Raw genomic sequence first — 26,794 nt, 5'->3', positions numbered from 1 at the left:
GTTTCGTGTTCGCGATCTGATCTCCTTTAGCGTTGTTGGCCTTTATCAACCAAAGACAGCTACGACCGATTTGATGATGATGCCGCCATCCGGGCTTCTGCGCATCTGACGGCCGGTAGCAGCGCGGAACACTTGCAGCAATTGCAGCGACGGCGGCACCCGCGACCAAAGGGTTTTCATGCTTTCCCTGCCATTTCGGCTTTTTCGCACAGCTTGGCCGGTGACAATGCGCTGGGACCAGCGGAAGCCGATTTCATGGAAATATAGGTCGGCAAGTTCCGGGCTGATGTGATGAAAAACGCCTGCGATGGTTCGGCGGACCCGAGCATTGAATCCTTCAACCGAATTGACGTGGACGGTATCACGGACATATTCGCGGCTGGTGTGGTTGACCGTCTCGTGTGCGGCAAAGCTCTCGCCAATAGCCATGAATGCCTTTGCTTCGTCACTCATCAAATGTGCCTGAAGCTTAACTTGTGGTGCAATCGCACCTACGGCAGCACGCAATGAAAGACCGGTAACGACGGCGGCGCGAGCGTCGCCCGCAGCGGAACCCGGGGTGACGTCTGCGGGTCGCTGAACAATCGCCAAGACCGGCGTCTTCAGCGTTTTCGCTTGCCCCTTGCGGCCTCTTCCGAGCGATGGATCATCGGGATGCTTTCGTGGCCCGCCACCGAGATAGAAATGGTCAATCTCTACCGTGCCGTCGAGCATGTTCTCGCGCGCGACCATGAGACGCAGCGCATGACCGATCCGCCAGGCTGTGGGTTGGCTCACCCCAAGTGTCTCGGCGAGACGGACCGAGGACAAGCCCTTGTCCGACTGCAGCAACAGCCACATCGCTTTGAGCCACACGCTCAAGGGAAGTTTCGTGGCGTGCAGGGGCGTGTGTGTTGTCACCGTGAACTGGAACCGGCAATCACCGCTGGAGCATTGATAGAGACCCGGCCGCGCACGCCGCTTGCCCACGTCGCGGCCAGCTATCGCGATCGAGCGCTTGTACCCACAGGCGGGGCAGACCCTGCCATTCGGCCATACCATGCCTTCCAGCAAACGACGGCAATGCTCCTCATCCCTAAACGCGGCAACCATGCTTCAACTGTCCGAATATTGGAAAGCGTTGCTAGCATCATTTTAGACATACTTATCTCCTTCGGGACTGATCGAAGAATCGCATGCAAGACCCTACATTACAAGGTGTTTGCTGTCTTTGGTTGATAAAAGCCAACGCACAAAAGCGGAACAAACACCGCACAAGCGAGCCGAAACAAACGCCGCGCCGCGTCGCCCTTCGACAGTCGCAGATTAGGACGAGGAATTCTCAGCCGTTTGAGCTAGTATGTCTCTCAGAGACAAATTCAGGCGCCGGGGGGAACTGGGGTGCACATTGCCGCTTGGTTGCGTCGTCTCGGTCTCGAACAATACGAACAGGCATTCCGGGAGAATGCCATCGACGCAGAAGTTTTATCCGAGTTAACCGACGCGGACCTGAAGCAGCTCGGTATTCTGCTCGGGCATCGTAAGCGGCTCCTCAAGGCAATTGGGGAACTAGGGCCGTCGACAAATCGCTCAAACCCAACCGCTACCGAGACTACAATTCAGCCAGCCACTGTCGAGCCCAGTGCCGAGCGCCGGCAGTTGACCGTCATGTTCGTTGATCTCGTTAGCTCGACGGCGCTCGCGTCGCGTCTCGATCTCGAAGATCTGCGTGAGATCATAGGGGTTTACCATCGCTGTGTCGCAGATACGATCGCCGCGTTTTCCGGATTTGTGGCCAAGTACATGGGTGACGGCGTGTTGGTGTATTTCGGTTACCCGCAGGCGCGCGAGAACGACCCGGAGCAGGCGGTGCGAGCCGGCCTTGCGCTTGTCGACACGGTCGCAGGGCTTCAGCAGTCGGAGCCTTTGCGGGTTCGCGTCGGCATCGCGACCGGCCAAGTTGTCGTCGGCGATCTGATCACCTCGGACGAGGGGCAGGAGCGCGGCGTCGTTGGCGAGACGCCCAACCTTGCTGCACGTTTGCAAGCTCTGGCCGAGCCCGGCGCAGTGGTGATCGCGCTTCAAACGAAAGAACTCCTCGGCGATCTTTTCGAATACCGGGATTTTGGCGCAATCGCGGTGAAAGGTTTCCCGGAGCTCATCCGTCACTATCAGGTGGTTGGCGAAAGCGCTGTCGAAAGTCGGTTCGAGGCGCTTCACGGGACGACCCCTACGCCGTTGATAGGTCGTGAAGAAGAGCTCGACCTGCTGCAACGCTACTGGCACCGCGCAAAAAGTGATGCAGGCCGCGTCGTGCTGCTGTCAGGCGAACCGGGGATCGGAAAGTCGCGGCTCGCCGTCGCCCTGCAACAACGTATACAGGATCAGCCGCACACCCGCCTCCGCTATTTTTGCTCACCGCATCGCCGGGACAGCCCGCTCCACCCGACCATTGCACAGCTCGAACGATCGGCCGGTTTTGAACGGGACGATACCCCGGAGATGAAACTAGGCAAACTGATGGCGCTGCTTGCTCCGACCTCACCAGAGGACGGAGCGTTGCTCGCTGAGCTGTTGTCGTTGCCGACCGAAGGCCGCTTCCCACCTCTTCAGCTGTCGCCCCAACGAAAGAAAGAAAAGACGTTTGAAGTGCTCATCGGCCAACTCGAAGCGCTAGCGGGCCAAGGTCCGGTGCTGATGCTTTTCGAGGACGTGCACTGGATCGACCCTAGTTCGCTCGAGCTGCTCGACCTCGTAATCGAACGGGTAGCGCGCCTGCCAGTACTCCTTCTCGTCACATACCGTCCCGAGTTTCAACCGCCGTGGACCGGTCAGGCCCACGTCACGGTGCTCCTGCTCAATCGCCTCGACCAACGTGAAGGTGCCGCGCTCGTTCAGCAAATGGTTGGCAAAGGCGAGCTGCCGAACGACGTCGCGATGGAGATCATCGAACGTGCTGATGGCGTGCCACTCTTCGTCGAGGAACTGACGAAGGCAGTGCTGGAGAGCGGCAACTCGAGTACCGTACTCTCGCGGGCGGCTGCGACCGTATCGAACGTTCCGGCGACACTCCACGCTTCACTTATGGCGCGGCTCGATCGACTCGGTTCTGTCGTCAAGGAGGTCGCCCAAGTCGGTGCTGTTGTTGGCCGCGAGTTCTCCTACGAATTGCTCGCAGCAGTCGCACGGCGGAACTCGGTTGAGCTGAATGGGGCACTGGATCAACTTGTCGGGGCCGGGCTCGTCTTCTGTCACGGGACGCGACCACTCGCCACGTACCTCTTCAAGCACGCGCTCGTTCAGGACGCAGCATATAGCACGCTTCTACGTGGCAAGCGCCAGGAATTGCATAGGCGTGTCGCAATTGTGCTGGAGGAACAAGGGACCGAAATCACGAAGGTGCACCCCGAACTGCTCGCGCACCATTTGCAGGAAGCTGGGGATTGGGCGGCGGCTCTCGAGCGATGGCAGAAGGCCGGAGAGGCGGCAGTGGCTCGAGCTGCCATTCGCGAAGCTCTGTCGAATTTTGCCAGTGCAATTGAGTGCAGCAAGAGACTGGGCGACGTGCCCGGGGGTGCCGAACGGATGACCCGTCTCCACCTCTCTATGGCTAATGCGTTGATGCAGGCCGAAGGATATCGTTCAGAGCGCCTTAGGAGAACGCTTGAAGACGCACGGCTTGCTGCCGCGAACACTGATTTAGTCCAGTTGCAATGTGATGCAGTCCTTTCACTCGCTCCCTTTTATTTCGCCACCGGGCGCAACAGCGACTATCTGACGATTATTGAGGAGCAACAAACGAGAAGCGCCGATCTTTTGCCTCCGGCCTACATGGGCGGCCTTTGGACGTGGAGGGGAGTGGCTCATTTCAATCGGGGAGAACAAATACGGGCATCCGAGGCCTTGCGTAGGTCATTAGATCTGACTGATCGCATTGATCCCAGCCTGCATATTTTGCTGGGTGGTGGGGATCAAAGCGTTGTTGCCCAGTTCTATCTTAGCAGCTCGGCGATAATTATGGGTTTGGTCGATGCTGCAGTCCAACTGAAAGAGCGCATGGCGGGAGCTGTTGATCAGCTCGAAAAGCCCTTTGACCTCGCCTGGCATTATCTCACTCAATGCGATTTATGTGCCGTGTTCGGTCGATACGAGGAACTACTCGAGAACGCTACCAAGATCGTCGAAATTTGCGAAAGGCACGGCTACACGGAGCGCCGAAGTGGCGGCGTTAGGTGGCGTGGCTATGCTCGCTGGCACCTTGGTGAACGCGATGCCGGCATAAATGATGTCCTGGAAAGCATGCTTCTTTGGCGCGGGAATGGCGTGGTTTTCCACACTCCTCATCGAGCGTGCGAGCTATGTGATCTTCTCGTGCCCATCGGTCGCATCGAGGAGGCATCGCGAATACTTGATGATGTCGACACGCTCATTTTCGATACGGACGAAGCGTCCTACCTGGCAGAATGTGTTCGACTTCGTGGTCAGATCGCGGCGCAAGAAGGAGACCTGACGGCTGCGACGGGTTTGTTCGAAACAGCAATCGCTACTGCGCGTCGGCAGAAGGCGAAACTCTTTGAGCTACGCGCCACCACACAATTAGCGCTAGTACTGGCACGCCAAGGTCGCGTCGAGGATGCTGCGGCACGTCTGCACGCAGTGATTGATAGGTTTGGTACCAAGTACCCTTTGGTGGACCTCACCGCGGCACAATCGGCGTTGGATGCGCTTTACTAGACTAGCGGGCTCTCTCGCGTGCGGGGAGAGTTGCTGCGCCCACGATGAGCGTACCGCAGCGTCGTTTTCCGAGCCCATCATCCCGAGTTTGGGTCGGAACAGGAACTGCTCAAAATGTACGTGGCCTTTATCAACCAAAGACAGCTACGACCGATTTGATGATGATGCCGCCATCCGGGCTTCTGCGCATCTGACGGCCGGTAGCAGCGCGGAACACTTGCCAATCGCGACACCAATGTCGCAGACCTATGCCGCGAACTCAGCATCAGCCGTGCAACGCTCTACCGATACGTCGGACCGGCCGGCCAACTGCGTGATCACGCAAGGCGCGTCCTGAAAATCGAGCCTGACACACTGCCTAAGGCCAACGCCTGATCGGAACACTGTCAGGACGATGCAAACACAGGACCGTAAATCCTATGTCGCATTCTGTACCTTTGCGGGGATGGACCCGACTTTGCTGTTCTCTCGATTGAAATCAGCGCGCACCGCAGCATTTTCGGTATTGCATACCTGAGCCACAAGGGCAGGGGTCACTGCTTCTTCGTTGCAGTCGGCTAATCAATGGAAGCATGATTGCATTGGGTATCAACGCAGCGGCAAGCACGGCCAGCTTGGCCGATGCACCTGGCACGACAAGGCGACGACGGGATTTGAACCCGCTCCACGCCCGTTTGGCCACGTATTCCGAATTCAGTTTGGGTAATATCTTAAACAGCGGCGCCCTGTTGGCGCCGGACCGTTCGAGGAATTCTGTTGCCACGGGTCCAGGAGCAACGCATGTGATGGTTACACCAGTGGCGCGCAGTTCCTGATGCAGTGCCTCCGAAAAAGATCGTACGAAACTTTTGCTGGCGTAGTACACAGCCATATTGGGACCGGGTGTGAAGCTGGCTACCGAGGCAAGATTGAGCACGCCACCACGGCCACGTGCAACCATCCCCGGGAGGAAGTGCAGTGTCAGGTCGCTGAGGGCACGGATGTTGAGGTCGATGATGCCAAGCTGATCCTTGAGAGGAAGTGTCGTGGCTGCTCCTCGCAAACCATACCCGGCGCTGTTGACCAGGACATCGCAGGTTAAGCCGTTGCTGGTAAGGAAATCTTGCAGGCGGGCTGTCGCATCGCTTGCCACAAGATCAAGCTCCAGCGGAAATGCATCGCCTCCTGCCTGTAGCACGTCGGTCGCCGCAGCGGCCAGCGCTTCAGACGAACGCGCGACGAGCACGACCGGAGTGCCCTCCCTGGCGGCAACTTTGGCGATTGCCCTGCCGATGCCCCGGGACGCACCCACCACAACGACAGCCATGCGAACATCGCTGTGCAGGGTCATAACGCCGCGCCTGGGGTCATCGCCTCGGAGAAGGCTCCAGTTTGAGCAAGGCTTGTGAGTTCACCCGCGACTTCATTATTCAAGATCTGTTCAAAACGCTCCAATGCCCGCGCGACATTCGCGCCATCCATCACTCGATGATCGTAGTGAATGCGGACGTTTACCGACCCATCCTGGCAGATCGGACCGTAGTTGAGAAGGGTCGTCAAGGGCGTAAGGGGGTTCAGCGATTCTGCCCCAAGGCCCGAATAGACCGACAACTGGAAGGTGCCGAAATAGTGCGCCCGCTTCCGCGCTATATTCAAGCCGAGCCACATGAGAAGCCATCGGATTGGCCCCGGCGCATGAGCCATTTTCAACGCACGCCGGAACTCCTTGATCTCCGGGATCGGCAGCGTTCGGGCCGCGTGGATCAAGGCCTCAAGTTCAGTGACGGAAGAGCGCTCCGGACACTTGATCGTACTTAACAGCACGACGCGCTCACCGTCATACTCGCGCTCGTGGGCAATGGAGGCTACGCTGACCGGGTATTCATAGAGCTGTGGTCTGGGGAATTTGACGTAAGCACGCCGAAGATCTGGGGTCTCTCTGGCAAGGAGCGCGTATCCTTTCAGGAAAAGTACCGTCCAGGATGGCTTGCTTTGCCCCGTCATTCGGGCCTTTTGAAGCGCACCAAGATTCATCTGACGCTGCACCGTGACCCGTGGGATCCCGATCGAGAACCGCATCAGATCTCCGACAAGGCGTCGTCCTGCGGAAAGCTTGAGGGCTCGTCCTCGCATCATGCCACCTCTAGTACAAATAGGGGATAATTCGCTTGGTCCTGCCCATGTAGTCCCGATACTGTGCGCCGAAAATTTCCAGCATCATACGCTCCTCCTTGTCCACCCGCGCAAAAAAAAGCACTGCGAAGCCGACTATGCCTGCCGGTCCGGCTATCCAGTTCGAAAGCAGAAATGCCTGACCAAGTCCCATGAGCAGGAATGACGTGTACATGGGGTGGCGGATGAGGGCGTATGGTCCGTCGGAAATCAGTTCGTGCCGCTCGCGAATCTCCAATGTCACCGACCAGTTCCGGCCAAGGCGCTTGTGGGTGCGGCGAAAAAACCAGACGGCAATCGCGAAGATCAATGCGCCGAGAACGATGGCCCAACCGCGGGTCGGATAGTCGGCCGCTTTCGGGAAACCGGTGAGCAGGTAAAACCCGGGCACGATTGCGAGACCGAGCAGACCCGACACAAGAGCGAACCTGTCGAGATTGGAACGGCGATGGCTGACGATCCGGGCACGCTTGGCGCGGCGCTCGAAGGGGTACCGGACCACATACCAGGTGACGATCCCGATCAGCCACACGATTTTGCCAGCCGCAGCTACCGATACGCTCAAATTGGTCACCAGGCCTCTCTGTGTCTACACCAGCTCGACAGACGGATCGGTCAGCCGGCCGCAGTCATCTCGCATTCATCTCTCGAAGCCTTGTAATGAATTGTTGCGGCCTGAGCCAGATACCGGGCGCCTTATACCCCATATAACGTGCGATATCCGCGACAAAAGCGTTGCAGTTGTAGATCGACGCCTGCCAGAATTTGGATTTGGCCTTTAGCTGGCGTATGTAGGCAACGGTTTTCCCGTATTGAGCTTCGGTCAACATAACTCGCCAGCTTGCCGATCGGTACGCCTCTTCCAAGTCACCGTCGCTTGCTCCAGTTTCGGCCGGCACCGGCAAGAAATGGCCCAGGACATAGGGTGCCGTACTAGCCGTCGCTGGGGCAAGACCCGCGACCTCGGGATCGATCATCTCTCCACCCTGGCCCAGGCGTCCAAAGATCACATAGGCATGGCCATAGCTGAGGGCGTAACGAGAACGGAATTCGATGAAATATCGGCTTTCCCGCGTTTCAAGGGGACGGGCATCCGAAACGTAACGCGGCTGCGCCGCCTTGTCTTCCGACTGACAGCCTACCGCTGTCAAGCACAGCATGACGACAGCCGCCAGCCGTAGTATCGTGAGCGCTACTGCCACGCTCTATCTCCCGATCTCTGATGAGCGTCGACGCGGCTAGCTTCCGCCGATCATGAGTTGCCGCAAGCGGTAGTGCCGGCCCAGCCCCAATTGCAAGAAGGGGGAAGGGCCGCTTGACCCTCCCCCCAAATTCAGAGGCAAAAGTCACTTATAGACTGGCGCCGGTTCTGCCGTATCGACCGGCGGTGGGGCCTTCCCTTTGCCTTTGCCAATTGTCCCGCAGGCACTCAAGCTGGCAACCGAAATCACGGTAATCATGATAACTAGAAGTCTGCTCATCAAGTACTCCTCTCCTCGGTGTGAAAATAGGTCATCGAAGGCAACATACATAGTAATACGGACGAACTACACGGTCGCCTAGTGCAAAAATAACACAGTCGGCGCCGGTCGCCCCCCTCATGCACCTGTTTTATGACAAATAGGACACCTTGGTTAACCGTCAATACTCAAACAGCAAGCATTATCAGATCACCAACACCGTCGTTCCCACGGGAGTGCGCCGGTAGAGGTCAACAATGTCTTCATTTGTCAGGCGAATGCATCCGCTCGACACGGCCTGGCCTATGGTCCAGGGCTCGTTCGTTCCGTGCAGCCGGAACAGCGTATCCTCGCCGCCGCGGTAGAGGTAGAGCGCGGACGCCCCAAGCGGATTGTGCGGGCCGCCGCTGACACCGGCCGCATATTTCTGCAATTGCGGCTTGCGGCGAATCATATCGGCGGTGGGTGTCCATGACGGCCACTCGGCCTTGCGCCCGATGGTTGCCGGGCCTTTTAGCGTACGCCCGTCCTCTCCGACGGCGATGGCGTAGCGCGTGGCCCAGCCGCCCGGTTCAACGGCGTAGAGATAGCGTTCCGACGTATTGACGACGATCGTGCCGGGAGGTTCGTATCCATGATAGGGCACATGCCTGCGGCGGAGCTGCGGCCCCACCGCGAAGGCGGTCGAAAAGGGCGCCCCGATTCGCCGTATCGTTGGAGTACATCCGGATGCCATCAAGGCGAGACTGCCGAGAACAAGCCCCCGGCGGGCAATGTGTTCATTGTCCATTTCCACCTGCATTAGAAATCGGTCAGTGCGATCGTCTTTAACATTACAGCGCCGATGAACCAAGTCTTTCGCTTCGTTGGACGCTTGCGTTGGTAGCCTTGAGGGCACACGCTTCAAACGTCTATGGCCACGTGTGCATGGCACGCGGCTACCGGTCCGTGGGCTGCCGAGGTTTTTCCAAAAGGTGGGAAAGCCCGCTCGCCTACTCACGAAACTTCTTGCAGCGATCAGCTGTGTCTGCTCGACTGGATCAAAATAAGCAAAAAGGGTGGAAATAATGAAACTTGGCTTCGACGGGAAAGTGGCACTTGTGACCGGCGCAGGCTCCGGCATAGGCGCGGCTGTTTCGAGACAACTCGCAGAAGAGGGCGCTGAAGTGGTCGTCGCCGATATCGACGCGGATGCTGCGCAGACAGTTGCCGCCGAGATCCGCTCGCAGGGCGGCCGGGCCCGGCACCATGTCGCCGACGTCGCCGACGCCGGCGCTGTCGAAGGCCTCGTGAAGTCTGTTGTCGAGACCTGCGGCGGGCTGCATTTGGCAGTCAACAATGCCGGCACCGATGGCGTCCGAAAAGCGACGGCAGATTATCCGCTTGACGACTGGCACAGGTTGCTGAACGTCAATCTCAACGGCGTTTTCTACTGCATGAAGTATGAGATCGCCGCCATGGTGGAAACCGGCGGAGGCGCTATAGTCAACATGTCTTCCATCCTCGGTTCTGTTGGATTACCGACAGCATCGGCGTACACCGCCGCCAAGCATGGTGTTGTCGGACTGACGAAGGTTGCCGCCTTAGAGTACGCCAGAATGGGTGTTCGCATCAATGCTGTAGGCCCTGGTTGGATCGAAACGCCCCTTTTGTCGGAGCATTTGGAGATAGCGAGCACCCGTCGGATGCTGGCACTTCAGCCGATGGCAAGGCGCGGGACGCCAGAAGAAGTCGCGGCTCTTGTGTGCTTCCTGTTGTCCGAACAGGCCAGTTTCATTTCTGGAAGCTACCACCTTGTTGATGGAGCCTATACTGCGCACTAGGGGCTGTTGAGATTCATCTGGAATTGATAACTGCCGAGCAGCGATAGATGATGGCTGAGAAGCTTTGGTCATATCCCGACTAAACTGAGACGGACCTTGCCAAACTGGACGCGCGAGTTCTGGTAGGAACGTGGAGAGAACAATCGTGGTCGTCGTCCTGCTCTCCCTGCGGCCGCCCTATCCAGTTCTCGCGCTGTCGCGCTACAAGGCTACACGGCGGTGTCGACGATAAGCATTCAGCTTCCCCTCGTGCCGGGTTGGGCGCTTTCACACGGATCCGCGACAAGCGAGGCGGATGCCGCTTCATGGCCGGCGCGCCCTTAAGTTTGCTCGGTAATCTGGTTCGATCCCAACCTGCTTCCGGGTTAGTCTCCTCCGGACCGCGCAGCCCGACGCCCGGCGCCTATGTGACGACCAGGCATTTCCTCTCCGCCTTTGGACACGCTGCGTGATCTGCCGGATACCGAGATGCGCGAAGATGCGGGCCTGCTTAGCCGTCGAGCGCAGCTGGGCGTTACGTCTGAGGACGTCGTTTCGGAAATGGACGCTGCGGCAGAATAGAGCGAAGGCAGTTCGCGACGACGAGGACAAGACTCGCAACGGTGCCACAGGCACACCAGATTATCGCCGCTCATAGTCAGAGGCGGCCCGAAAAGCCGCCTTGACTTACGCGTTTGTCAGGCTGCCTTTTGCCGCGTGAGCAATGCCGCAAGATGCCTTGCCGTTTCGACGCAGGCTGGCTGCTGGTCTGCAAATCGCTCCGCGCCGATTTCCATGATCAGCGTCGTATCCGGCAGGAATGTCAGCTCGGAGAAGATGTCTTCCCACGGGATGTCGCCCCAGCCGATCGGCAGATGCAGGTCGCCGATGCCGAGCGCGCTTGCCTCGGCGGGATGATAGAAGCGCTTCATCGAACAGGGTAGACCGAAGCTGTCATGCACATGCAGATGGCCGGTTACCGGCGCCATGTTGCGCAACTGTTCACGGAAGTCGAGATTGCGAAAGGTCGATTCGATATAGGCATGCGAGAAATCGATCAGTGCCACGATATTGTCGGAACCGATGGCGCGAACGGTCGCGGCCACTTGGCTCGGCGTCTGGCGATACTGGCCGCTTTCCGTGGTGAAGATATTTTCAAGGGCAATGCGGACACCGTAACCCCTGGCGACTTCGGCCATCTCGGCGAGCGCCTCACGTTCCATATGGTCGAGATCAGCGCCATTCTCGCCATCTGCAACCTGTGCAGCGCCAGAATGATGCACGAGAATGCCGGCACCGAGGCGATTGCACAGCTCCAGCATGGCTCGCACAACCTTCTTCTGCAGGTGCAGATGCTCGCGGTCCATGAAGTTGGAAACGATCTGGCCGTGCAGTGACAGTTTCCTGAAGTCGTATTGCCGGACGATCTCGGCGACGCGCTGCGTCCGGTCCTCGATGATCCGGCCGCCGCTGATGATTTCTTCGCCATAGATACCGATCTCGCATGCATCGGCGCCGGTATCAGCGATTTCCCGCAATGACGCATCCAGCACGCTCAGATCACCTTTGCCGGTCCGGTTGCAGAAGCCGATGGCGGTTATGATGTCGTTCATGACAATTTCTCCTTTGAAAATTGAAGCAGAGCGGTTGCCAGTCGTCCCGGAGCACCCGCCGGATTTTCCGTGGCGCGTGACTGGGGGTCGACCTCTATCCGTCGCCCGCTGTCGCGGTCGAAAACATGCAGTTGCGGCAGAGACAGTTCCAGGCTGATCCGCTCCCCGGGCCGCACGTTCGTCTGCTCGCCGATGACGGCGGAAAAGGGCTGCCCATCAATCTCGGCATGAACGACACGGCCGGAACCGAGCTCTTCGATGAAATCCACCTTCGCCGATACGCCGGTACCGGCCTGCACGACCACGCATTGCTCGGGGCGGATGCCGACGGTGACGTCCTTCCCACGCAATTGCGTGGCGAGGGCGCCGTCGATCGGCACTTGGGCGCCCCCGAACCGAACCGTGGCGGTCTCGGTTTCGACGCGGGTTTCGAAAAGGTTCATAGCCGGCGAACCGATGAAGGACGCGACGAAGACGCTTGCCGGCCGGTGATAAATGTCGAGAGGCTGGCCGACCTGTTCGACATGGCCCTTGTTCATCACCACCAGCTTGTCGGCGAGCGTCATCGCTTCGACCTGATCATGCGTGACGAAGATGGAAGTCGCCGACAGGCGCTGATGTAGTTTGCGGATCTCGGCGCGCATGGTGACACGCAGCTTGGCGTCGAGGTTCGACAGGGGCTCGTCGAACAAAAAGACCTTCGGCTCGCGGATAATGGCGCGCGCCATGGCGACACGCTGGCGCTGGCCGCCGGAAAGAGCTGCAGGTTTGCGCATAAGGTGGTCGGACAGGCCGACGATCTTCGCCGTCTCTTCGATGCGCTTTTCGCGCTCGGCCCTGGGTACGCCGGCAACCTTCAACGCATAGCCGATGTTTCCGGCAACGGTCATGTGGGGATAGAGCGCATAGTTCTGGAACACCATGGCGCAGCCGCGTTCGCGCGGCTCCAGCTTGTTGACGACGCGACTGTTGATCGCGATCTCGCCGGCGGTGATTTCCTCGAGCCCTGCAATCATCCTGAGGAGTGTTGACTTGCCGCAGCCGGAAGGGCCGAGGATAACCACGAATTCGCCGGACGCAAAGGAAAGATCGACGCCATGCAGCGTCTTTGTTTTGCCATAGGACTTGTAGACGGCGCGGATATCGATGTCAGCCATAGTCTTGAACCTTGTTTTCTAAAGCGCGGATCATTTTTCGGTGGCAACCAGGCCACGTATGAACCAGCGTTGAAGCACAGCGACGACGATCAGCGGCGGCGCCATGATGATGAGAGAGCCGGCGAGTGTGACGTTCCAGTCCGGCGTTCCGTTTTCCGAGGGCAGGAGCGCGACCAGCGACATCATCATCGTCTTGTAGGACGGGTCAGTGATCATCAGGAGCGGCCACAGATACTGGTTCCAGCCATAGACGAACATGATGGTGGTGAGTGCCAGCATGTTGGTGCGCGACAGCGGCAATAGCATGTCGAAGAAGAAGCGCATTGGCCCTGATCCGTCCATGCGCGCGGCTTCGGCGAGTTCATCCGGCAGCGTCATGAAGAACTGGCGGTAGAGAAACGTACCGGTCGCCGTCGCGATCAGCGGCAAGGTCAGGCCGGCATAGGAATTGAGCAGGTTCCATTCGACCGAGACTTCAATGCCCGTGAGAGCGGCAATCAGGAGGCGGAACGGCTGGAAGAGATCGGCGGCAACGGCGTAGGTCGGCACCACGCGGACTTCGAGCGGCAACATCAGCGTGATGAACACCATCCAGAAGAAGAAATGCTTGAGGGGCGTGCGAAAGAAGACGATGGCAAAGGCCGTGCAGGCCGACAACGCCACTTTGCCGAAGGTAACGAGGCTCGCCATGATCAGGCTGTTCGTCATCGCGGTGCCGAGGCTGGCGCGTGACCAGGCAGCAGTGGCGTTCTCCAGCAGACGGTCCTGCGGCACGAACTGGAAGGGCACGCTGTTGACCTGCTGCAAAGTCTGGCTGGCACCGGCCAGGATGACCATGAAAGGGCCGATCAAAAGCAGGAAGCCGAGGATCATCAGGATATAAGTGAACGCATCGGCAAAGGGGGTCCGCTGGATCATGATCGGCTCACTTGTAGTGCACCCGCTTCTCGATGAAGCGGAACTGGATAAAGGTGAAGACCATGATCAGGCCGATCAGGACGATGCTCTGGGCCGAGGCGCCGGAATAGTTCAAGCCTTTAAAGGCCTCGTCGACGATGCGGTAGACCATCACTTCGGTGCCATGATTAGGCCCACCGCCGGTGGTGTTGTGCACGATACCGAAGGTGTCGGCCCCCACGAAGCCTTCCGTCATCATGATGACGAGCAGGAAGAACAACGTCGGAGCGAGCATCGGAATCTGGATATCAACGGCGCGCCGGATCGGACCGGCTCCATCCATGGCGGCCGCTTCCGTCAGCGCACGCGGGACCGATTGCAGCCCCGCCAAAAGGAAGATGAAAGTATACCCTGCCCATTTCCAGGCAAAGATGATGATCACAAGGACGAGGGCATGGCTGCCATATTTCGCCGGGTTCCAGAAATCGGGAAAGGCGGCATTGACCGAGGCCATCAAACCGCGCTCAGGCGAGAGAATGAAGCGGAAGGCCATGCCGGCGGCAGGTCCGGCGATGGCATAGGGCAGGATATAGAGGAAGCGGAACAGACCGGATCCGGGCAACTGCCGATCGACCGCGAGCGCCAGGACGAGGCCGACGACGATTGTGAACAGCGTTCCGCACAGGGCAAAGATCAGGCTGACAACAACCGAGTTCCAATAGAAGGGATCGGCGAACACGTCCTGGAAATTCGCCCATCCGACGAATTCTGCCGCACCGCCGAAAGGCGGCTCGAGCGTGAAAGCCCACCGCATCACCGCCACTGCCGGCCAGTAGAAGAAGAGGAGGATCAAAGCAATCTGCGGCAGGGCGAAAAGGATCGGCAACCACCAGCTTTTGAAAACGGAGCGCTTGTCCATGGATGACTTGAAACCGAAACAGGAAAGAGAAAAGAGCCCGCCGCGCCAAACCGGCAGGCTCTCATGGTATGGGGCGGAGGCTTAGTTCAGCTTCTGTCCCGCATAGGTCTTTTCGAAGCGGCGCAGAACGGCGTTGCTGCGTTCCACGGCCTGATCGAGTTCCGCCTGAACGTCGGCGTTCTGCATGAAGATGGCTTCGAGCGACGTCGCTACCTCCTTGCGGATTTGCGTGAAGCCGCCAAGCCGGATGCCGCGGGTGTTCTGCGACGTCGGTGTGTATGTCAGGCTCTGGATCGCGATTTCGCGGCCCTTGTAGGGAGCCGTGTCATAGAAGCCGTTGGCCTTCATGGCCTCAAAGCCGGTCTTGGTAACCGGGATGTAGCCGGTGACCGTCGACCACCATTCAGCCATTTCCGGGGTGGCGATGTAGTTCAGGAATGCAGCGGCGCCCTTGTATTCCACTTCCGGACGACCGGCCATGACCCATAGCGATGCGCCGCCGACGAGCGAGTTCTGGCGCTCGGTGCCCTTCCAGACCGGAAGCATCGCAACTTCCCACTTTACGCCTTCAGGCAGCGTCTTGCCGATCGTGCCGTGGTCGGCAATCGAAGTCTGGATCATCTGGCAGGTCTGTGAGGTGAAGGAGGGTACGATATCCATGCCGAGCTGCTTGGTCTTGACGACGAACAGCTTCTCGTCGGCCATTTTCTTGAAGAACTTTACCTGGTCGACGAACTTGGTTTTGTTGATGACGAGTTCGGCGTCGAGGCCGTCATAGCCATTTGCCCTGGTGGCGATCGGTTGGTTGTGGATGGCGGAGAACTGCTCCATCATCTGCCATGTGTCGAAGTTGAAGCCGAGCGGGCATTCAAAGCCAGCGGTCTTCAGCTTGCGGGCTGCTTCCTCGACCTGTTCCCAGGTGTCCGGCTTGAAGTCGATGCCGGCTTTGTGAAAGGCGTCAGCATTGTAGTAAAACATGGCGGTGGAGGAATTGAACGGGAAGGAGTTCAATTCGCCGGCTACCGTTGCATAATAGTTGGCGATGCCGCCGAAATAGTTATTCCAGTCGATTGTGTAGCCATTGTCGGCCATCAGCTTCTTGGCGGGCACGAAGGCGCCGGACAGCATCAGGTCGAGCGTGCCGGCATCATAGATCTGGGTGATCGCCGGATGCTTTTTGGCGCGATAGGCGGCAATGGTATTCTGCAGTGTCGTGTCGTAGCCGTTCTGCGAAGTGCAGACGATCTCGAAATCAGCCTGCGAATCATTGAACTTCTTGCAGGCATCCTGCACACGCTCGCCCAGATCGCCGGAGAGGCCATACCAGAATTCGAACTTGGTTTTCTCGGCAAATGCCGGAGAAGCACCGAGTGCGGTCGCGGCCAGAAGGCCGGCCAGGAAAGATTGAATGACGGTGAGTTTCATCACTGGTGCTCCTTGGAAGTTTGACGATCGACCAGCCGTCGCCTTGGCTCTTCGGCTCAGTTCGTCCTCGTGCTAGCAGCCGAATGTGACACTCCGTCCTAGTTTCTGTGATGAAATGATGAAACCCATGGCATTCCCGGCGCGCTGTTCGGGCAAACCAAGGTTTACGTTCTGAAAATGCCGCTTGCGTGACAGGGAGCGGCATATGTGCAACATCGAAAATACCAGATTGTTCCGGTGCACGGATCACACTCGATGAAGGACAAACTTTCCCCTTTTACCAGGCGGGAGACAAATCATCTTTCAATATCTGGTGGCCCACTACATGCCCGTCAAAACGACTGTCTCTGCGATCGATCATCTCGGTCGAAAAAAGCGCGGTCCGATCAACGAAGGCGTCGAGCTTCATTTCACAATTGCGCAACTCCGTTATTAGTCGCCACAATGCCTCGTCAACGGCGCGCAGGGCATCGGCGAGAATCCGGCCCTTTTGTCCGCCGTGGCGTAAACAACTGTAGTTGACCGCATTGCTTATGGCGATGTCGGCAAACCGGCGACAAGCAGGCGTTGCTTCAACAAGCGCCAAGGCCGTCCGAATATTGACGGCAAAAGCCAGTTCGAACTCGATCGAGGCAAATTCGCGATCGAGTGAGGGTGGATGAATGCGCTCCAGCAAGGAATACCAGATCGGATCGGTCTTTATCTTCATGGCGTGCCCCCGACCGCGTTGCGCTCGTCCGAGTCGAGCTGCGTATCGGGTGTATACTGGCCTGAATTCAATCCGCCCGCGTCAGCCTTTGGTCCTAACTGCGTCGCGACTTTGGTCCTAGTTCACGAGGGAGCCGTTCATCCGTCCGGAACAAGCCGAGTTCAATGCAGCAATATCGCGTCGGCTTTCGGATTGCTTGGCGTGGTGGTGAAGTGAAACCAAGCGCCCGCGCCAAGTCAGCGACCAAGCGAGATCGGCAGAGGCCCGATCCTCTACTCGCCGTCACTGCCGAGCTCGAGGAATGGTTCGAGGTGAGCCTTGGCGAACTTCACGAGACTTGCTTGGCGAGGCCGTTTGACAACGACAGACTATTGCCGGATCGTTGGTTGCACGCCGGCAGCCTTTTGGCTGACGGCGTGATGATGCAGCTCGACTGGGCAGTCCAGTAGAGCGCCTCAGAAGCCGAACACAGCCTGAAGCAAACCGGGAGGATAACGTGAGCGACCATGTCTATAAGAAGGTGGAACTTATCGGTAGTTCGAAGGTCTCGCTGACCGAGGCGATCGAGACAGCGATTTCAAGAGCCTCGAAAACCATGAGAAACCTCGAGTGGTTCGAAGTGGATCAGATCCGGGGACATATCAAGGATGGCGTTGTGGCGCACTATCAGGTCGTCATGAAGGTTGGATTTCGGATCGACGATTGACGCGGCTGAGCCGGTTGTCTGTTACAGCCCGAGAGCTGCTCGCCTGTCGATCGTTTTTCGACAGGCGAGGACAAACCGCTTCGCGTGGCCATAGCGAAAAACGTTGCTTCCACTCGATATTGCAGGTTTTCCGGGCAAGCCATGGCATGGAGAAATGGCGACATCGAAACTGACGGCCTATCGCAAGAAGCGGGACTTTTCGAAAACGCAGGAGCCGGTTGGAAGTCTTGCCGGCGGCGGCAACCGCTTTGTCGTGCACAAGCATCATGCCACCGCAGATCACTACGATTTGAGGCTGCAGATCGGCGGCGTGCTGAAGAGTTGGGCTGTCCCGAAGGGACCCTCGCTCAATCCGGCGGACAAACGGCTGGCGGTCGAGACCGAGGATCATCCGCTGGAGTATATCGACTTCGAGGGCGTAATTCCCGAAGGTGAATACGGCGCCGGTCCAATGATTGTCTGGGATACCGGCGTCTGGGCGCCGATGGACGATGTCGAGAAAAGCTTGCGGACAGGCGCCTTCAAGTTCCGGCTTGCCGGCGAAAAGCTCAATGGCGGCTGGATGCTGGCGCGGCTGAAGCCCAAGCCGGGGGACGAAGACCAGCGCAACTGGCTCCTGTTCAAGGAGCATGATCTCGCTTCAAACGACACCATCGACATCCTCGCCGCGCGCCCCGAAAGCGTCAAGTCCGGCCGCCGGATCGAGGAACTGGTGGAGAGGCCAAAGCCCGCGACCAGACCGGTAAAACCCAACCCCGGCGCGCTTCCCGGTGCGGTGAAAGGCATTGCGCCAGCGCGCATCGAGCCGCAACTTGCGACACCGACGGCTATTCCGCCCGGCCGCGCCGACCAACGCGAGATCTGGCTGCACGAGATCAAGTTCGACGGCTACCGGACAATGGCGCACGTCGCCGCCGGTGCGGCACATCTGATCACCCGCGGCGGACTGGATTGGACGAAGCGCTACGGCGACCTGCCGGAGGCTTTTCGGCGGCTTCCGAGCCGCGACGCCGTCATCGACGGCGAAATCGTGGTGCTGGACGACAAGGGGATCAGCCGGTTCGCGCTGCTGCAGGACGCGCTCGCCAAGGGTGCAGGCAACAGGCTTGTGTTCTATGCCTTCGATCTCCTGCATCTCGACGGCTGGAACCTGACCAATGTCCCGCTCGAAAAGCGCAAGGCGCTGCTGGCGCAGTTGCTCGAGGGGCACATATCCAGTCACTCCGCCATTCAGCTCAGCGACCATGTCGTCGGCGATGGGCGTGCGCTTTACGAGCAGGCCTCGGAAATGGAACTCGAAGGCATCGTCTCGAAGCGTGCCTCGGCCCCCTATCAGAGCGGCCGATCGAAAACCTGGACCAAGACCAAGGCGTTGAAAGCCGGTGATTTCGTAATCACCGGATACACGACCTCCGAGGCTGCCGGGGGCCTTGCCGCGCTCGCACTCGGCGAATGGGTGGATGGCGAACTGGAATATCGCGGCAAGGTCGGCACGGGCTTCAACGCGGACATGCTCAAGCAATTGCTTGCGCGGCTGGACCCGCTGCGCGCCGGCGCAACCAAACTCGACGGCGCGCCAAGGGACGTCATCTGGGTCCGGCCGATGCTCTCGGCGCATATTCATTATGCAAACCGCACTGCCGACAATGTGCTTCGCCACGCCGTCTTCAGGGGGCTTCGCGATGTCGAGCTCTCCACGCCGGTCTCCGCCCGGCGGGAACGGTTGATCTCGGACGCCGATCTCGCAAGCATCTCCGTCACCAATCCGACGCGCCGGCTGTTCGGTAAATCGGGTCCCACCAAGCTCGACATTGCGGTCTACTACGCCTTGGTCGGCGATTTCATGCTGCCGCATATTCTCGGCCGCCCGGTCTCGCTCGTCCGCTGCCCGACGGGAAAACCTCAAGACTGCTTCTTCCAGCGCCATCCCTTCACCGGCATGCCATCGACGATGACGACATTCGAAACCACCAATTCCGAAGGCGAAACGAAATCCTACCTCTCGGTGGAAGACGCAAGAGGGTTTCTCGCCCTGGCCCAATTCGGCGTGGTCGAATTCCATAGCTGGGGAACAACGCGAAAGCGGCTGGAAAAGCCGGACCGCATCGTCTTCGACCTCGATCCCGGCGAGGGCATCGCCTGGCGCGAGGTGGTCGAGGCGGCCGTCCACATCCGCGGTCAACTCGAGGCGCTTGACCTTGTTCCGTTCGTCAAGACATCGGGCGGCAAGGGGATCCACGTGGTCGTGCCGATCAGGCCAGAGCACACCTGGAAGAAGGTGCACCGGGCGACCAGCGACATTGCCGTCCGCCTGGCAGCGACTGCGCCGCAAATGTTCACCACGACAATGGGCAAGGACAATCGCATACGGCGCATTTTCATCGACTTTCACCGCAATGCCCGCGGGCACACGTCGGCTGCTCCCTATTCGCTTCGCGCCCGCACCAATCTGCCTGCGTCGACCCCCTTGAGCTGGACCGATCTTGAAACTATCGACGCTCCGGAGGATTTGAACTATTCTTCATTGCCGGGCCTTCTGGCCACGTCCGGCGATCCCTGGGACGACATTGACGAATTCTCGAGGGATTTGCCGATGTTGCCTTAAGGCCGGAAAATAATCGCATTGCCGCGCAGGAGATGATCATGGCGCCCAGGGCAAGTTGGAAAGGTTACCTCAAACTCAGTCTCGTGAGCTGTCCGGTGCGGCTCTATCCCGCAACCAGTTCGAGCGAGCGCATCAGCTTCAATCAGCTTCACAAGGATACCCATAACCGGATCAACATGAAGCCGGTCGACCCGGAACTCGGCCTGATCGAACGGTCGGACCTGGTGAAGGGTTACGAGTACGAGGACAAGAAGTACATCATCATCGAGGACGCTGATCTTGAGAGCGTCCGGATCGAATCCAACCACACCATGAACATCGAGGCTTTCGTCGACGAAAGGTCGGTCGACATCATCTATCAGGATGCTCCCTATTATCTGGCGCCGGACGGGGCGATGGCCGAGGAGACCTTCGTCGTGCTGCGGGAAGCGATGCGAAAATCCGGCAAGCTGGCGATCGCGCGTCTGGTTTTGTCCAGTCGCGAGCGGGTGGTCACCATTGGCGCGCGCGAGACCGGTATGTTCGTGTGCACGCTCAGAAATCCCAGCGAGGTGCGCGGCACGGCCGAATATTTCGGCAATATCCCGGTCGGAAACCCCGATCCTGAGATGCTGCAGCTTGCCGAAGCGCTCATCCAGCAGAAGCTGACGACCTTCGATCCAAAGAATTACGAGGATCGCTACGAAATCGCGCTGATGCAGATGATCCGCGAGAAGCTCAAGGGTCACAAGCCGATCATCGCAGCCGCTCCGGAACGTGGCAATGTCATCAATCTCATGGACGCGTTGAAGGCGAGCCTTTCACAATCGAAGCCCCCCGCCAAGAGCAAGACCAAGTCGGAGCCGCTGGCAAAGCCGGCCGCGAAGACCGCCGCTTCGGCAGCGGCAAAGCCGGCTGCCAAGAAGAAAATCTGATGGCGGTTGCTGGTCAGACATTCGGCATTGTCGGCGCACTGGCCGCATTCCCGCGCCGGTTGGCGGCGCGGGAAGTCGAGCGGCAGGGTGGGCATCTGAGGCGCGGTGTGACGCGCCGGACCTCGCATCTGGTCTTCGGCAGAGGTTTGCTTGCAAAGGCAAACGAAGCCGAGATCGAAGCGCGGTTCGACACGGAAATCAGCCACGGCAGGTGTTTCCTCAGCGAGAACGGATTTCTTCGGTTGCTGGGTTTGATGACATCGCCGGAAACATTTGCCCTGACACGGCAGGCGCTGATCGACCAATCCCGGCTTTCTCCACGGAGTTTTGATTTTCTTTCCCTGTTTGATGCCTTCGAGCACGACGCGGAACCCTACTCCTTCCGCGACCTGATCCTCGCAAGGAAGTATGCCGGCCTGATCGCCAGTGGCGCGCCCTGGAGCGCGATCGCAAGGTCGGTCTACCGCTCCCGTTCGGTGGCTTCGCTTACGGCGCTGTCGCTCCATCACGAGGGCTCGGACACGATCTACGTGCGCGATGCCGAAGGTTTGAGCGAACTCGACGGCCAGTTGCTGTTCGATCTGGGGACGCCTGACGACGCCGAGCTTGAGGACCTTTTTTCTCGGGCCGAAGGTGCCGAAGTTGATGGTCAATATGATGAGGCTGCCGCCTTCTATCAACGTTGCCTCGCCATCGATCCGACGGACTCCGTTGCCGCGTTCAACCGCGCCAATAGCCTCAAGGCCAGTGGCCGGCAGCTGGAGGCTGCGCATGACTATGCGCGCGCCCTCAAGCACGACCCGAGCTTCGTCGAGGCATGGTTCAACCTCGCCGGGCTTATGGGCGATCGTGGGCGGGTCGATGCCGCGCGCCGGCACCTGCAAAAAGCGATCGAACTCGACGGCGACTACGCGGATGCCATCTTCAATCTGGGGAAACTTGAATTCGATGCCGGCAATCTCAGCGAGGCGCGACGCCGGTGGGCGCGCTATCTCGAACTCGACAGCGATTCCGAATGGGCACGAGCCGCCGCCCGTGGCGTGCAGTTCGTCGACCTCCAGTTCATCGCAAAAACGGCGGGCTGAGATGGGCGAGCGATTTCTGTTCGACGGACCGGACGATGCCACCGTCACCATCCTACTTGCACATGGTGCCGGCGCGCCGATGGATTCCGCGTCGATGACCGCGACTGCCAAGGCTCTCGCCGAGGCGGGCTTTCGCATCGCCCGTTTCGAGTTCGGTTACATGGCGGCCCGCCGCTCATCGGAGGGCCGCAAGCCACCGCCCCGCGCGGAAACGCTTAATCCGGAGTATAGGGCGGCCGTCGCTGAACTTGCCGCAGACGGCCCCCTCATTATCGGTGGCAAGTCGATGGGCGGGCGGGTTGCCAGCATGATTGCTGACGATCTTTATTCTGCGGGAAAAATCGCCGGGCTTCTTTGCCTCGGTTATCCTTTTCACCCGCCCGGCAAGCCGGAACAACTGCGCACCAAACATCTCGCCGGGCTGATGACGCCGACATTGATCTGCCAGGGGACGCGTGACGAGTTCGGTACCCGGGAGGAAGTTCCCGGCTATGCACTCTCAGACAGAATCGAAATTCTCTGGCTTGACGATGGCGACCATGACCTCAAACCTCGCAAGAGCATCTGCGGTTTCTCGGCCGCCGATCACCTTGCGACCATGGCCAAGGCGGTCGTGACGTGGGCCGAGAAGCTGGCGCGCTGACCATGCTGCCCGCATGAAGATCGCAACCTTCAACATCAATGGCGTCAACCGGCGGCTCGAAAACCTGCTTGCTTGGTTGACCGTGGCCAGGCCCGATGTTGTCTGCCTTCAAGAACTTAAGGCAACAGACAGACAGTTCCCCAAGGCGGCGATCGAGGCCGCGGGCTATAGCGCGGTCTGGCGTGGACAACCGGGTTGGAATGGAGTTGCGATCTTGGCGCGTGACTGTGAGCCGGTCGTGACCCGGACCGAGCTGCCCGGTGCTCCGTCCGATACGCAGAGCCGCTACGTCGAGGCGGCGGTAAACGGCATTCTGATCGCATCGCTCTATGCACCCAACGGAAATCCGCAGCCCGGCCCGAAATTCGATTACAAACTTGCCTGGCACGACCGCCTTGCGCTGCATGCCGCAACGTTGTTTGCGACCGGCGTGCCAGTCGTGCTTGCCGGCGACTACAACGTGGTTCCGGAACCGCGGGACATCTATCCCACCCGTTCCTACGACGACAACGCCCTCATCCAGCCCGAGAGCCGCGCTGCGTTCCGGCGCCTTCTTGATCAAGGCTGGCTCGACGCACTTCGCAAAGTTCATCCCGACGGAGCAATTTATACGTTCTGGGACTATCGCCGGAACCGGTGGCAGCGCGACGCCGGACTGCGCCTCGACCACATCCTTTTGAGCCCGAAACTGACGCGCCGGCTCGGCAACGCGGGCGTCGACAGGGATATCCGGGGTCTGGATGGAGCAAGCGACCACGCACCAGCGTGGATCATTTTACGGTAAGCGCGGGTCAGGTCTCAGATGGCCGATCGGCCAGGTCGGCAAACTGGGCAATCCTGCAAGGGAGGGATGGAATGGCCACCGCCAATTGCTCCAGGGTTTACGGTTGCTCCAACCACATTTGGAACATGAAGTCATGAGCTTGCATCGGACTGCGGCGTCTTAATATAAGGCTTATCGAGACAGTATGGATGACGATACGGGCCCCCTCTGAACTGTTTGAGATCGCAGAAGAAATTCTCGATGAGATGACGCCATCGGTATCGATGGCAGGTCAGGTGGGTCGGCTATTCCTCTTTTGACGAACGTGGCGGCCCTTAGGCCGCCTTTCTCGCTGCATCGAAGGGAATTTCGACATCGACGACTAGTGTTGAGACTTGGAGGCCGCGCTCCAACTTTACGCTGACCTTCTCACTGTCGATTTGCATGTGCTTGGAGATAGCGCGAAGGATCTCGTCGCGCAACTTGGTGACAAGGTCCGAATCGCCGGCCGAGGCCCGCTCGTGGGCCAGCAGTACCTGCAGCCGCTCGCGAGCAGTTGGTGCGGACTGCGATCGGGAAAACAAACGGAAGAGATTCATGCCGCTTTCCTTCCGAAGATTTTACCGAAGAAACCCCGCTTTTCACCTGGAATGGCGACGGGCAGGATTTCGCCTTTGAGCCGGCGTGCAGCGTCGAAGTAAGCCATTGCCGGAGCGCTGCGACCATCCGCTAGGGTAACGGGAGCACCGACGTTGGACGCACGCAAGACATCCATACTTTCCGGGATGATGCCGAGAAGCGGGATCGACAGAATCTCAAGAACGTCGTCGACCTTGAGCATGTCGCCTCGTTCTGCGCGAGCCGGGTCGTAACGAGTGAGAAGGAGGTGCTTCTCCATCTGTTCGCCATTCTCGGCTTTAAGCGTCTTGGAATCGAGCATGCCAATGATGCGGTCGGAATCGCGCACCGAGGAGACCTCCGGATTGGTCACGACGATGGCTACGTCGGCATGACGCATGGCGAGCGTCGCTCCGCGCTCGATGCCCGCAGGACTGTCACAAATAACCCAATCAAAAGCATTCCTGAGCGCGGTAATAACCTTCTCCACGCCTTCCGGTGTGAGATTGTCCTTGTCGCGTGTTTGCGAAGCTGGCAGCAGGTAGAGTGTTTCCACGCGCTTGTCGCGGATCAGTGCTTGCGTCAGCTTGGCTTCGCCCTGAATGACATTGACCAGATCATAGACCACGCGCCTTTCCGCACCCATCACGAGGTCGAGATTGCGCAGGCCGACGTCAAAGTCCACGACCACGACTTTCTCGCCATTTTGTGCAAGGGCGGCGCCCAATGCTGCGGTCGACGTCGTCTTGCCGACGCCGCCCTTGCCAGACGTGACCACGATTACTTTGCCCATGTACCTCTCCAGTTAAATAGGATTACGCCTTCGGTTTAGCTGAGCGCTTCTGCTTTGATCGTTTCGCCTTCGAGCCAAATCTGCACCGCTTTTCCACGGAGACCCGGCTCCATGTCCTCGGCGGTCTGATAGAACCCGTCGATCGCTATCAGCTCTGCCTCGAGCTTGCGGCAGAATATGCGTGCTGAGGAGTTGCCCATCGTACCAGCCATCGCTCGCCCTCTGAGCGCGCCATAGACATGAATCGATCCACCGGCGACCACTTCCGCACCGGATGCGACCGAGCCGACGATGGTTACGTCGCCCTCGGGGTGAAAGAACGATTGCCCTGAACGAACAGGTTGGCTCACGACGACCGACGGCATTGCCTTTGACGTTGGCGGACTAGAGGCAACAATGCTCTCAGCAGGAACTGCTTTTTCCGCTTCCTCATTGGTCGGCAATTCAACGTCTGAAGCAGCACGACCGTCGCTCATCGCGGGTGGCAGGTCCGGGCCAAGCAATGAAGAGCGAGCACCTTCGATCCCCATAATTCTGACGTTCCGCATGCCCAGCTGACTGACGAGATCGCGCAGCTGCGCACGATCGATCTCGAGCTCTTGAACGTCGAGCACAATTGGCCGCCGAAGGAAAAACCCGGCGGAACGGGCTGCAAGCTCGTCGAGCTGGACAAGCCAGTCTTCGAACGGCAGTTCGGGAGTCAACGCGAGCGCAAGGAAGGATCGTCCCTTAAGACGAATTGGCCTAGATTGGGTTAACACATCATTCAACTTGGTAAATTTTCCGTTGCCTCGGTGTAGCGAGAAAATGGTTAATGGAAGGTTAACAGGGAACTGCGTGTCAGCGGAGCGCGCGCGTCGTCTGAACCCCATGGCCTTATGTTTATGACCAGGCTCTTTATGCGGCGGGTCGTCGCGACGAGGCGGCAACCGTCATTTGGGAATGCCTGTCCAGCCGTGAACTGCAGGACCTCGGTATCGACCGCGCCGACATCCGCAGCGTCGCCCGCGCATCGATGGCGCGCTAACCGTACAGCATTTGGTCTTTGAGACTGCTCGACGCCCGCTCATGACGCGGGCGTTTTGCGTCGAACTCCCTGTCCAAGGTCGGTTGGACCCATGTTCTGTGCGCAAGCCTTTCCGACTTGTATTTCTTGCATAGCTGCAGTGCAGCATGAGACATTGGCACTGTCCATGGTCTGTGTATGATCAGACCTATCGAAGCGATGCACCTCCTCCCGCAAAGCTTCGGGTTTCGGCAGCCAGTATCCTGGACCGGGTCGATCAGGACGAGTGGGACATTGCCTTCCTGGCAGCCGACCCGGCGCGCGAAGACAGGCTGCCGTTTTCACCTGCCTATGCGCTGATCGAGGGCACGCTTGTGGTTCGAGAGGGAACACCGTATCGGCCCATTCAGGACGCCGACGCGGAGGGAGTGAAATGCGTCACCCGAAACGCTGCCTATGACCTCTATTTGTCCCGGCGTCTCGCTCATGCCAAAATCGTTCATGCTTCGACACCAGCGGAATCTCTCGACCTTTTGTGAACGGCAATCATGAGGCTTCTGCAGGCATAAGGCGGGCACTTGAGCGCTTTGTCAGCGAGCATAAAGGTTTTCGTATTTTAATGGAGCCGTTCCTGATTATCAGGCAAACGATCGCTGTCAGTTGTGCCCACCAAGCCGCAGGCCTTTTGGTGCGCGAATTCGTCGAGGAGGCTCTTCGAGAAGGTTTCTCGGAAAACGTCGTTCGCGACGCGCAACGCAATCGCGTTGCTTTGGCAAAGAAGTAGCCAAGTTCCATAAATATCGGTTATCCAACTC

At 58.9% G+C, this 26,794-nt stretch carries 26 protein-coding genes and 4 pseudogenes; 14 read left to right on the top strand and 16 right to left on the bottom strand.

The window, feature by feature from the left end:
* Positions 1–45: 45 nt before the first annotated feature.
* Positions 46–1,142: pseudogene (locus ACSQ2W_RS20055) on the bottom strand (IS1595 family transposase).
* A gap of 238 nt (positions 1,143–1,380) precedes the next feature.
* Between ACSQ2W_RS20055 and ACSQ2W_RS20050 the strand changes: the two are divergent.
* Both ACSQ2W_RS20050 and ACSQ2W_RS20045 read left to right on the top strand, forming a co-directional pair.
* Positions 1,381–4,713 carry an AAA family ATPase gene (locus ACSQ2W_RS20050; protein ID WP_436088003.1) on the top strand — a complete coding sequence of 1,111 codons (3,333 nt, stop codon included), beginning with the start codon at positions 1,381–1,383 and terminating at the stop codon, positions 4,711–4,713.
* Positions 4,714–4,932: 219 nt separating this feature from the next.
* Positions 4,933–5,088: pseudogene (locus ACSQ2W_RS20045) on the top strand (recombinase family protein); the annotation flags it as partial.
* Positions 5,089–5,191: 103 nt separating this feature from the next.
* On the opposite strand, the gene ACSQ2W_RS20040 reads toward ACSQ2W_RS20045, so the two are convergent.
* The 6 genes from ACSQ2W_RS20040 to ACSQ2W_RS20015 form a co-directional block, all read right to left on the bottom strand.
* On the bottom strand, positions 5,192–6,043 hold the full coding sequence (locus ACSQ2W_RS20040; protein ID WP_436088002.1) for an SDR family NAD(P)-dependent oxidoreductase: 852 nt from the start codon (positions 6,041–6,043) through the stop codon (positions 5,192–5,194).
* On the bottom strand, positions 6,040–6,825 hold the full coding sequence (locus ACSQ2W_RS20035; RefSeq protein ID WP_436088938.1) for a hypothetical protein: 786 nt from the start codon (positions 6,823–6,825) through the stop codon (positions 6,040–6,042). The genes ACSQ2W_RS20040 and ACSQ2W_RS20035 overlap by 4 nt, the downstream gene beginning before the upstream one ends.
* A gap of 10 nt (positions 6,826–6,835) precedes the next feature.
* Positions 6,836–7,429: a protein-S-isoprenylcysteine O-methyltransferase gene (locus ACSQ2W_RS20030; protein ID WP_436088937.1), complete on the bottom strand. Its 594-nt coding sequence runs from the start codon at positions 7,427–7,429 to the stop codon at positions 6,836–6,838.
* A 64-nt stretch (positions 7,430–7,493) separates the two neighbouring features.
* A complete protein-coding gene (locus ACSQ2W_RS20025; protein ID WP_436088936.1) occupies positions 7,494–8,024 on the bottom strand; it encodes a hypothetical protein in 531 nt (176 codons plus the stop codon).
* A gap of 186 nt (positions 8,025–8,210) precedes the next feature.
* Entirely contained in the window at positions 8,211–8,345 is a 135-nt protein-coding gene (locus ACSQ2W_RS20020) for an ABC transporter (protein ID WP_436088001.1), read from the bottom strand.
* Positions 8,346–8,529: 184 nt separating this feature from the next.
* Complete coding sequence (locus tag ACSQ2W_RS20015) at positions 8,530–9,114, bottom strand: L,D-transpeptidase (protein ID WP_436088000.1); 585 nt, start codon at positions 9,112–9,114, stop codon at positions 8,530–8,532.
* A 277-nt stretch (positions 9,115–9,391) separates the two neighbouring features.
* Between ACSQ2W_RS20015 and ACSQ2W_RS20010 the strand changes: the two genes are divergently transcribed.
* A complete protein-coding gene (locus ACSQ2W_RS20010; protein WP_436087999.1) occupies positions 9,392–10,147 on the top strand; it encodes an SDR family NAD(P)-dependent oxidoreductase in 756 nt (251 codons plus the stop codon).
* Between the two features lie 365 nt (positions 10,148–10,512).
* Positions 10,513–10,708 (top strand): annotated as a pseudogene (locus tag ACSQ2W_RS20005) (SMC-Scp complex subunit ScpB); the annotation flags it as partial.
* 116 nt (positions 10,709–10,824) lie between these two features.
* Here the strand turns inward: ACSQ2W_RS20005 and ACSQ2W_RS20000 are convergent.
* The 6 genes from ACSQ2W_RS20000 to ACSQ2W_RS19975 all read right to left on the bottom strand — a co-directional run bounded on the left by ACSQ2W_RS20000 (position 10,825) and on the right by ACSQ2W_RS19975 (position 16,846).
* Positions 10,825–11,739, bottom strand: a complete 915-nt coding sequence (locus ACSQ2W_RS20000; RefSeq protein ID WP_436087998.1) for a sugar phosphate isomerase/epimerase family protein — start codon at positions 11,737–11,739, stop codon at positions 10,825–10,827.
* Positions 11,736–12,896 carry a sn-glycerol-3-phosphate ABC transporter ATP-binding protein UgpC gene (ugpC, locus tag ACSQ2W_RS19995; protein ID WP_436087997.1) on the bottom strand — a complete coding sequence of 387 codons (1,161 nt, stop codon included), beginning with the start codon at positions 12,894–12,896 and terminating at the stop codon, positions 11,736–11,738. The genes ACSQ2W_RS20000 and ugpC overlap by 4 nt, the downstream gene beginning before the upstream one ends.
* A gap of 30 nt (positions 12,897–12,926) precedes the next feature.
* Complete coding sequence (locus ACSQ2W_RS19990) at positions 12,927–13,814, bottom strand: ABC transporter permease subunit (protein ID WP_436087996.1); 888 nt, start codon at positions 13,812–13,814, stop codon at positions 12,927–12,929.
* Positions 13,815–13,821: 7 nt separating this feature from the next.
* Positions 13,822–14,712 (bottom strand): carbohydrate ABC transporter permease, encoded by an 891-nt coding sequence (locus tag ACSQ2W_RS19985; RefSeq protein ID WP_436087995.1) that lies wholly within the window; start codon positions 14,710–14,712, stop codon positions 13,822–13,824.
* Positions 14,713–14,793: 81 nt separating this feature from the next.
* On the bottom strand, positions 14,794–16,137 hold the full coding sequence (locus tag ACSQ2W_RS19980) for an extracellular solute-binding protein (RefSeq protein WP_436087994.1): 1,344 nt from the start codon (positions 16,135–16,137) through the stop codon (positions 14,794–14,796).
* Positions 16,138–16,414: 277 nt separating this feature from the next.
* Positions 16,415–16,846, bottom strand: a complete 432-nt coding sequence (locus ACSQ2W_RS19975) for a hypothetical protein (RefSeq protein WP_436087993.1) — start codon at positions 16,844–16,846, stop codon at positions 16,415–16,417.
* A gap of 164 nt (positions 16,847–17,010) precedes the next feature.
* On the opposite strand from ACSQ2W_RS19975, the gene ACSQ2W_RS19970 reads away from it, so the two are divergent.
* The 7 genes from ACSQ2W_RS19970 to xth all read left to right on the top strand — a co-directional run bounded on the left by ACSQ2W_RS19970 (position 17,011) and on the right by xth (position 23,583).
* Positions 17,011–17,295 (top strand): hypothetical protein, encoded by a 285-nt coding sequence (locus tag ACSQ2W_RS19970; protein ID WP_436087992.1) that lies wholly within the window; start codon positions 17,011–17,013, stop codon positions 17,293–17,295.
* Between the two features lie 47 nt (positions 17,296–17,342).
* Positions 17,343–17,552, top strand: a complete 210-nt coding sequence (locus tag ACSQ2W_RS19965; protein WP_436083548.1) for a dodecin — start codon at positions 17,343–17,345, stop codon at positions 17,550–17,552.
* A gap of 154 nt (positions 17,553–17,706) precedes the next feature.
* A complete protein-coding gene (gene ligD / locus ACSQ2W_RS19960) occupies positions 17,707–20,157 on the top strand; it encodes a DNA ligase D (protein ID WP_436087991.1) in 2,451 nt (816 codons plus the stop codon).
* A 38-nt stretch (positions 20,158–20,195) separates the two neighbouring features.
* Positions 20,196–21,071, top strand: coding sequence for a Ku protein (locus ACSQ2W_RS19955; RefSeq protein WP_436087990.1), 876 nt, complete (start codon positions 20,196–20,198; stop codon positions 21,069–21,071).
* Positions 21,071–22,156, top strand: a complete 1,086-nt coding sequence (locus tag ACSQ2W_RS19950) for a tetratricopeptide repeat protein (protein ID WP_436087989.1) — start codon at positions 21,071–21,073, stop codon at positions 22,154–22,156. The genes ACSQ2W_RS19955 and ACSQ2W_RS19950 overlap by 1 nt, the downstream gene beginning before the upstream one ends.
* A 1-nt stretch (position 22,157) precedes the next feature.
* Complete coding sequence (locus tag ACSQ2W_RS19945; protein ID WP_436087988.1) at positions 22,158–22,799, top strand: alpha/beta hydrolase family protein; 642 nt, start codon at positions 22,158–22,160, stop codon at positions 22,797–22,799.
* Positions 22,800–22,812: 13 nt separating this feature from the next.
* Entirely contained in the window at positions 22,813–23,583 is a 771-nt protein-coding gene (xth, locus tag ACSQ2W_RS19940; protein ID WP_436087987.1) for an exodeoxyribonuclease III, read from the top strand.
* Between the two features lie 314 nt (positions 23,584–23,897).
* Here the strand turns inward: xth and minE are convergent, their stop codons facing one another.
* The 3 genes from minE to minC are packed head-to-tail and all read right to left on the bottom strand — an operon-like array spanning position 23,898 to position 25,743.
* Positions 23,898–24,161, bottom strand: a complete 264-nt coding sequence (minE, locus tag ACSQ2W_RS19935) for a cell division topological specificity factor MinE (protein WP_436087986.1) — start codon at positions 24,159–24,161, stop codon at positions 23,898–23,900.
* Positions 24,158–24,973: a septum site-determining protein MinD gene (minD, locus tag ACSQ2W_RS19930; protein ID WP_436087985.1), complete on the bottom strand. Its 816-nt coding sequence runs from the start codon at positions 24,971–24,973 to the stop codon at positions 24,158–24,160. The genes minE and minD overlap by 4 nt, the downstream gene beginning before the upstream one ends.
* Before the next feature lie 35 nt (positions 24,974–25,008).
* On the bottom strand, positions 25,009–25,743 hold the full coding sequence (minC, locus tag ACSQ2W_RS19925) for a septum site-determining protein MinC (RefSeq protein WP_436088935.1): 735 nt from the start codon (positions 25,741–25,743) through the stop codon (positions 25,009–25,011).
* Positions 25,744–25,919: 176 nt separating this feature from the next.
* On the opposite strand from minC, the pseudogene ACSQ2W_RS19920 reads away from it, so the two are divergent.
* From ACSQ2W_RS19920 to ACSQ2W_RS19910, 3 genes and pseudogenes are all read left to right on the top strand, one after another.
* Positions 25,920–26,000 (top strand): annotated as a pseudogene (locus tag ACSQ2W_RS19920) (DUF1127 domain-containing protein); the annotation flags it as partial.
* Positions 26,001–26,146: 146 nt separating this feature from the next.
* Positions 26,147–26,518: a hypothetical protein gene (locus ACSQ2W_RS19915; RefSeq protein ID WP_436087984.1), complete on the top strand. Its 372-nt coding sequence runs from the start codon at positions 26,147–26,149 to the stop codon at positions 26,516–26,518.
* On the top strand, positions 26,515–26,763 hold the full coding sequence (locus ACSQ2W_RS19910) for a hypothetical protein (protein WP_436087983.1): 249 nt from the start codon (positions 26,515–26,517) through the stop codon (positions 26,761–26,763). Before ACSQ2W_RS19915 ends, ACSQ2W_RS19910 begins: the two co-directional genes overlap by 4 nt.
* Positions 26,764–26,794: the final 31 nt, after the last annotated feature.

The organism is Pararhizobium sp. LjRoot255 (genome assembly GCF_964252905.1).
GTDB lineage: Bacteria > Pseudomonadota > Alphaproteobacteria > Rhizobiales > Rhizobiaceae > Pararhizobium.
This window is presented reverse-complemented; position numbering and strand designations above follow the sequence as displayed.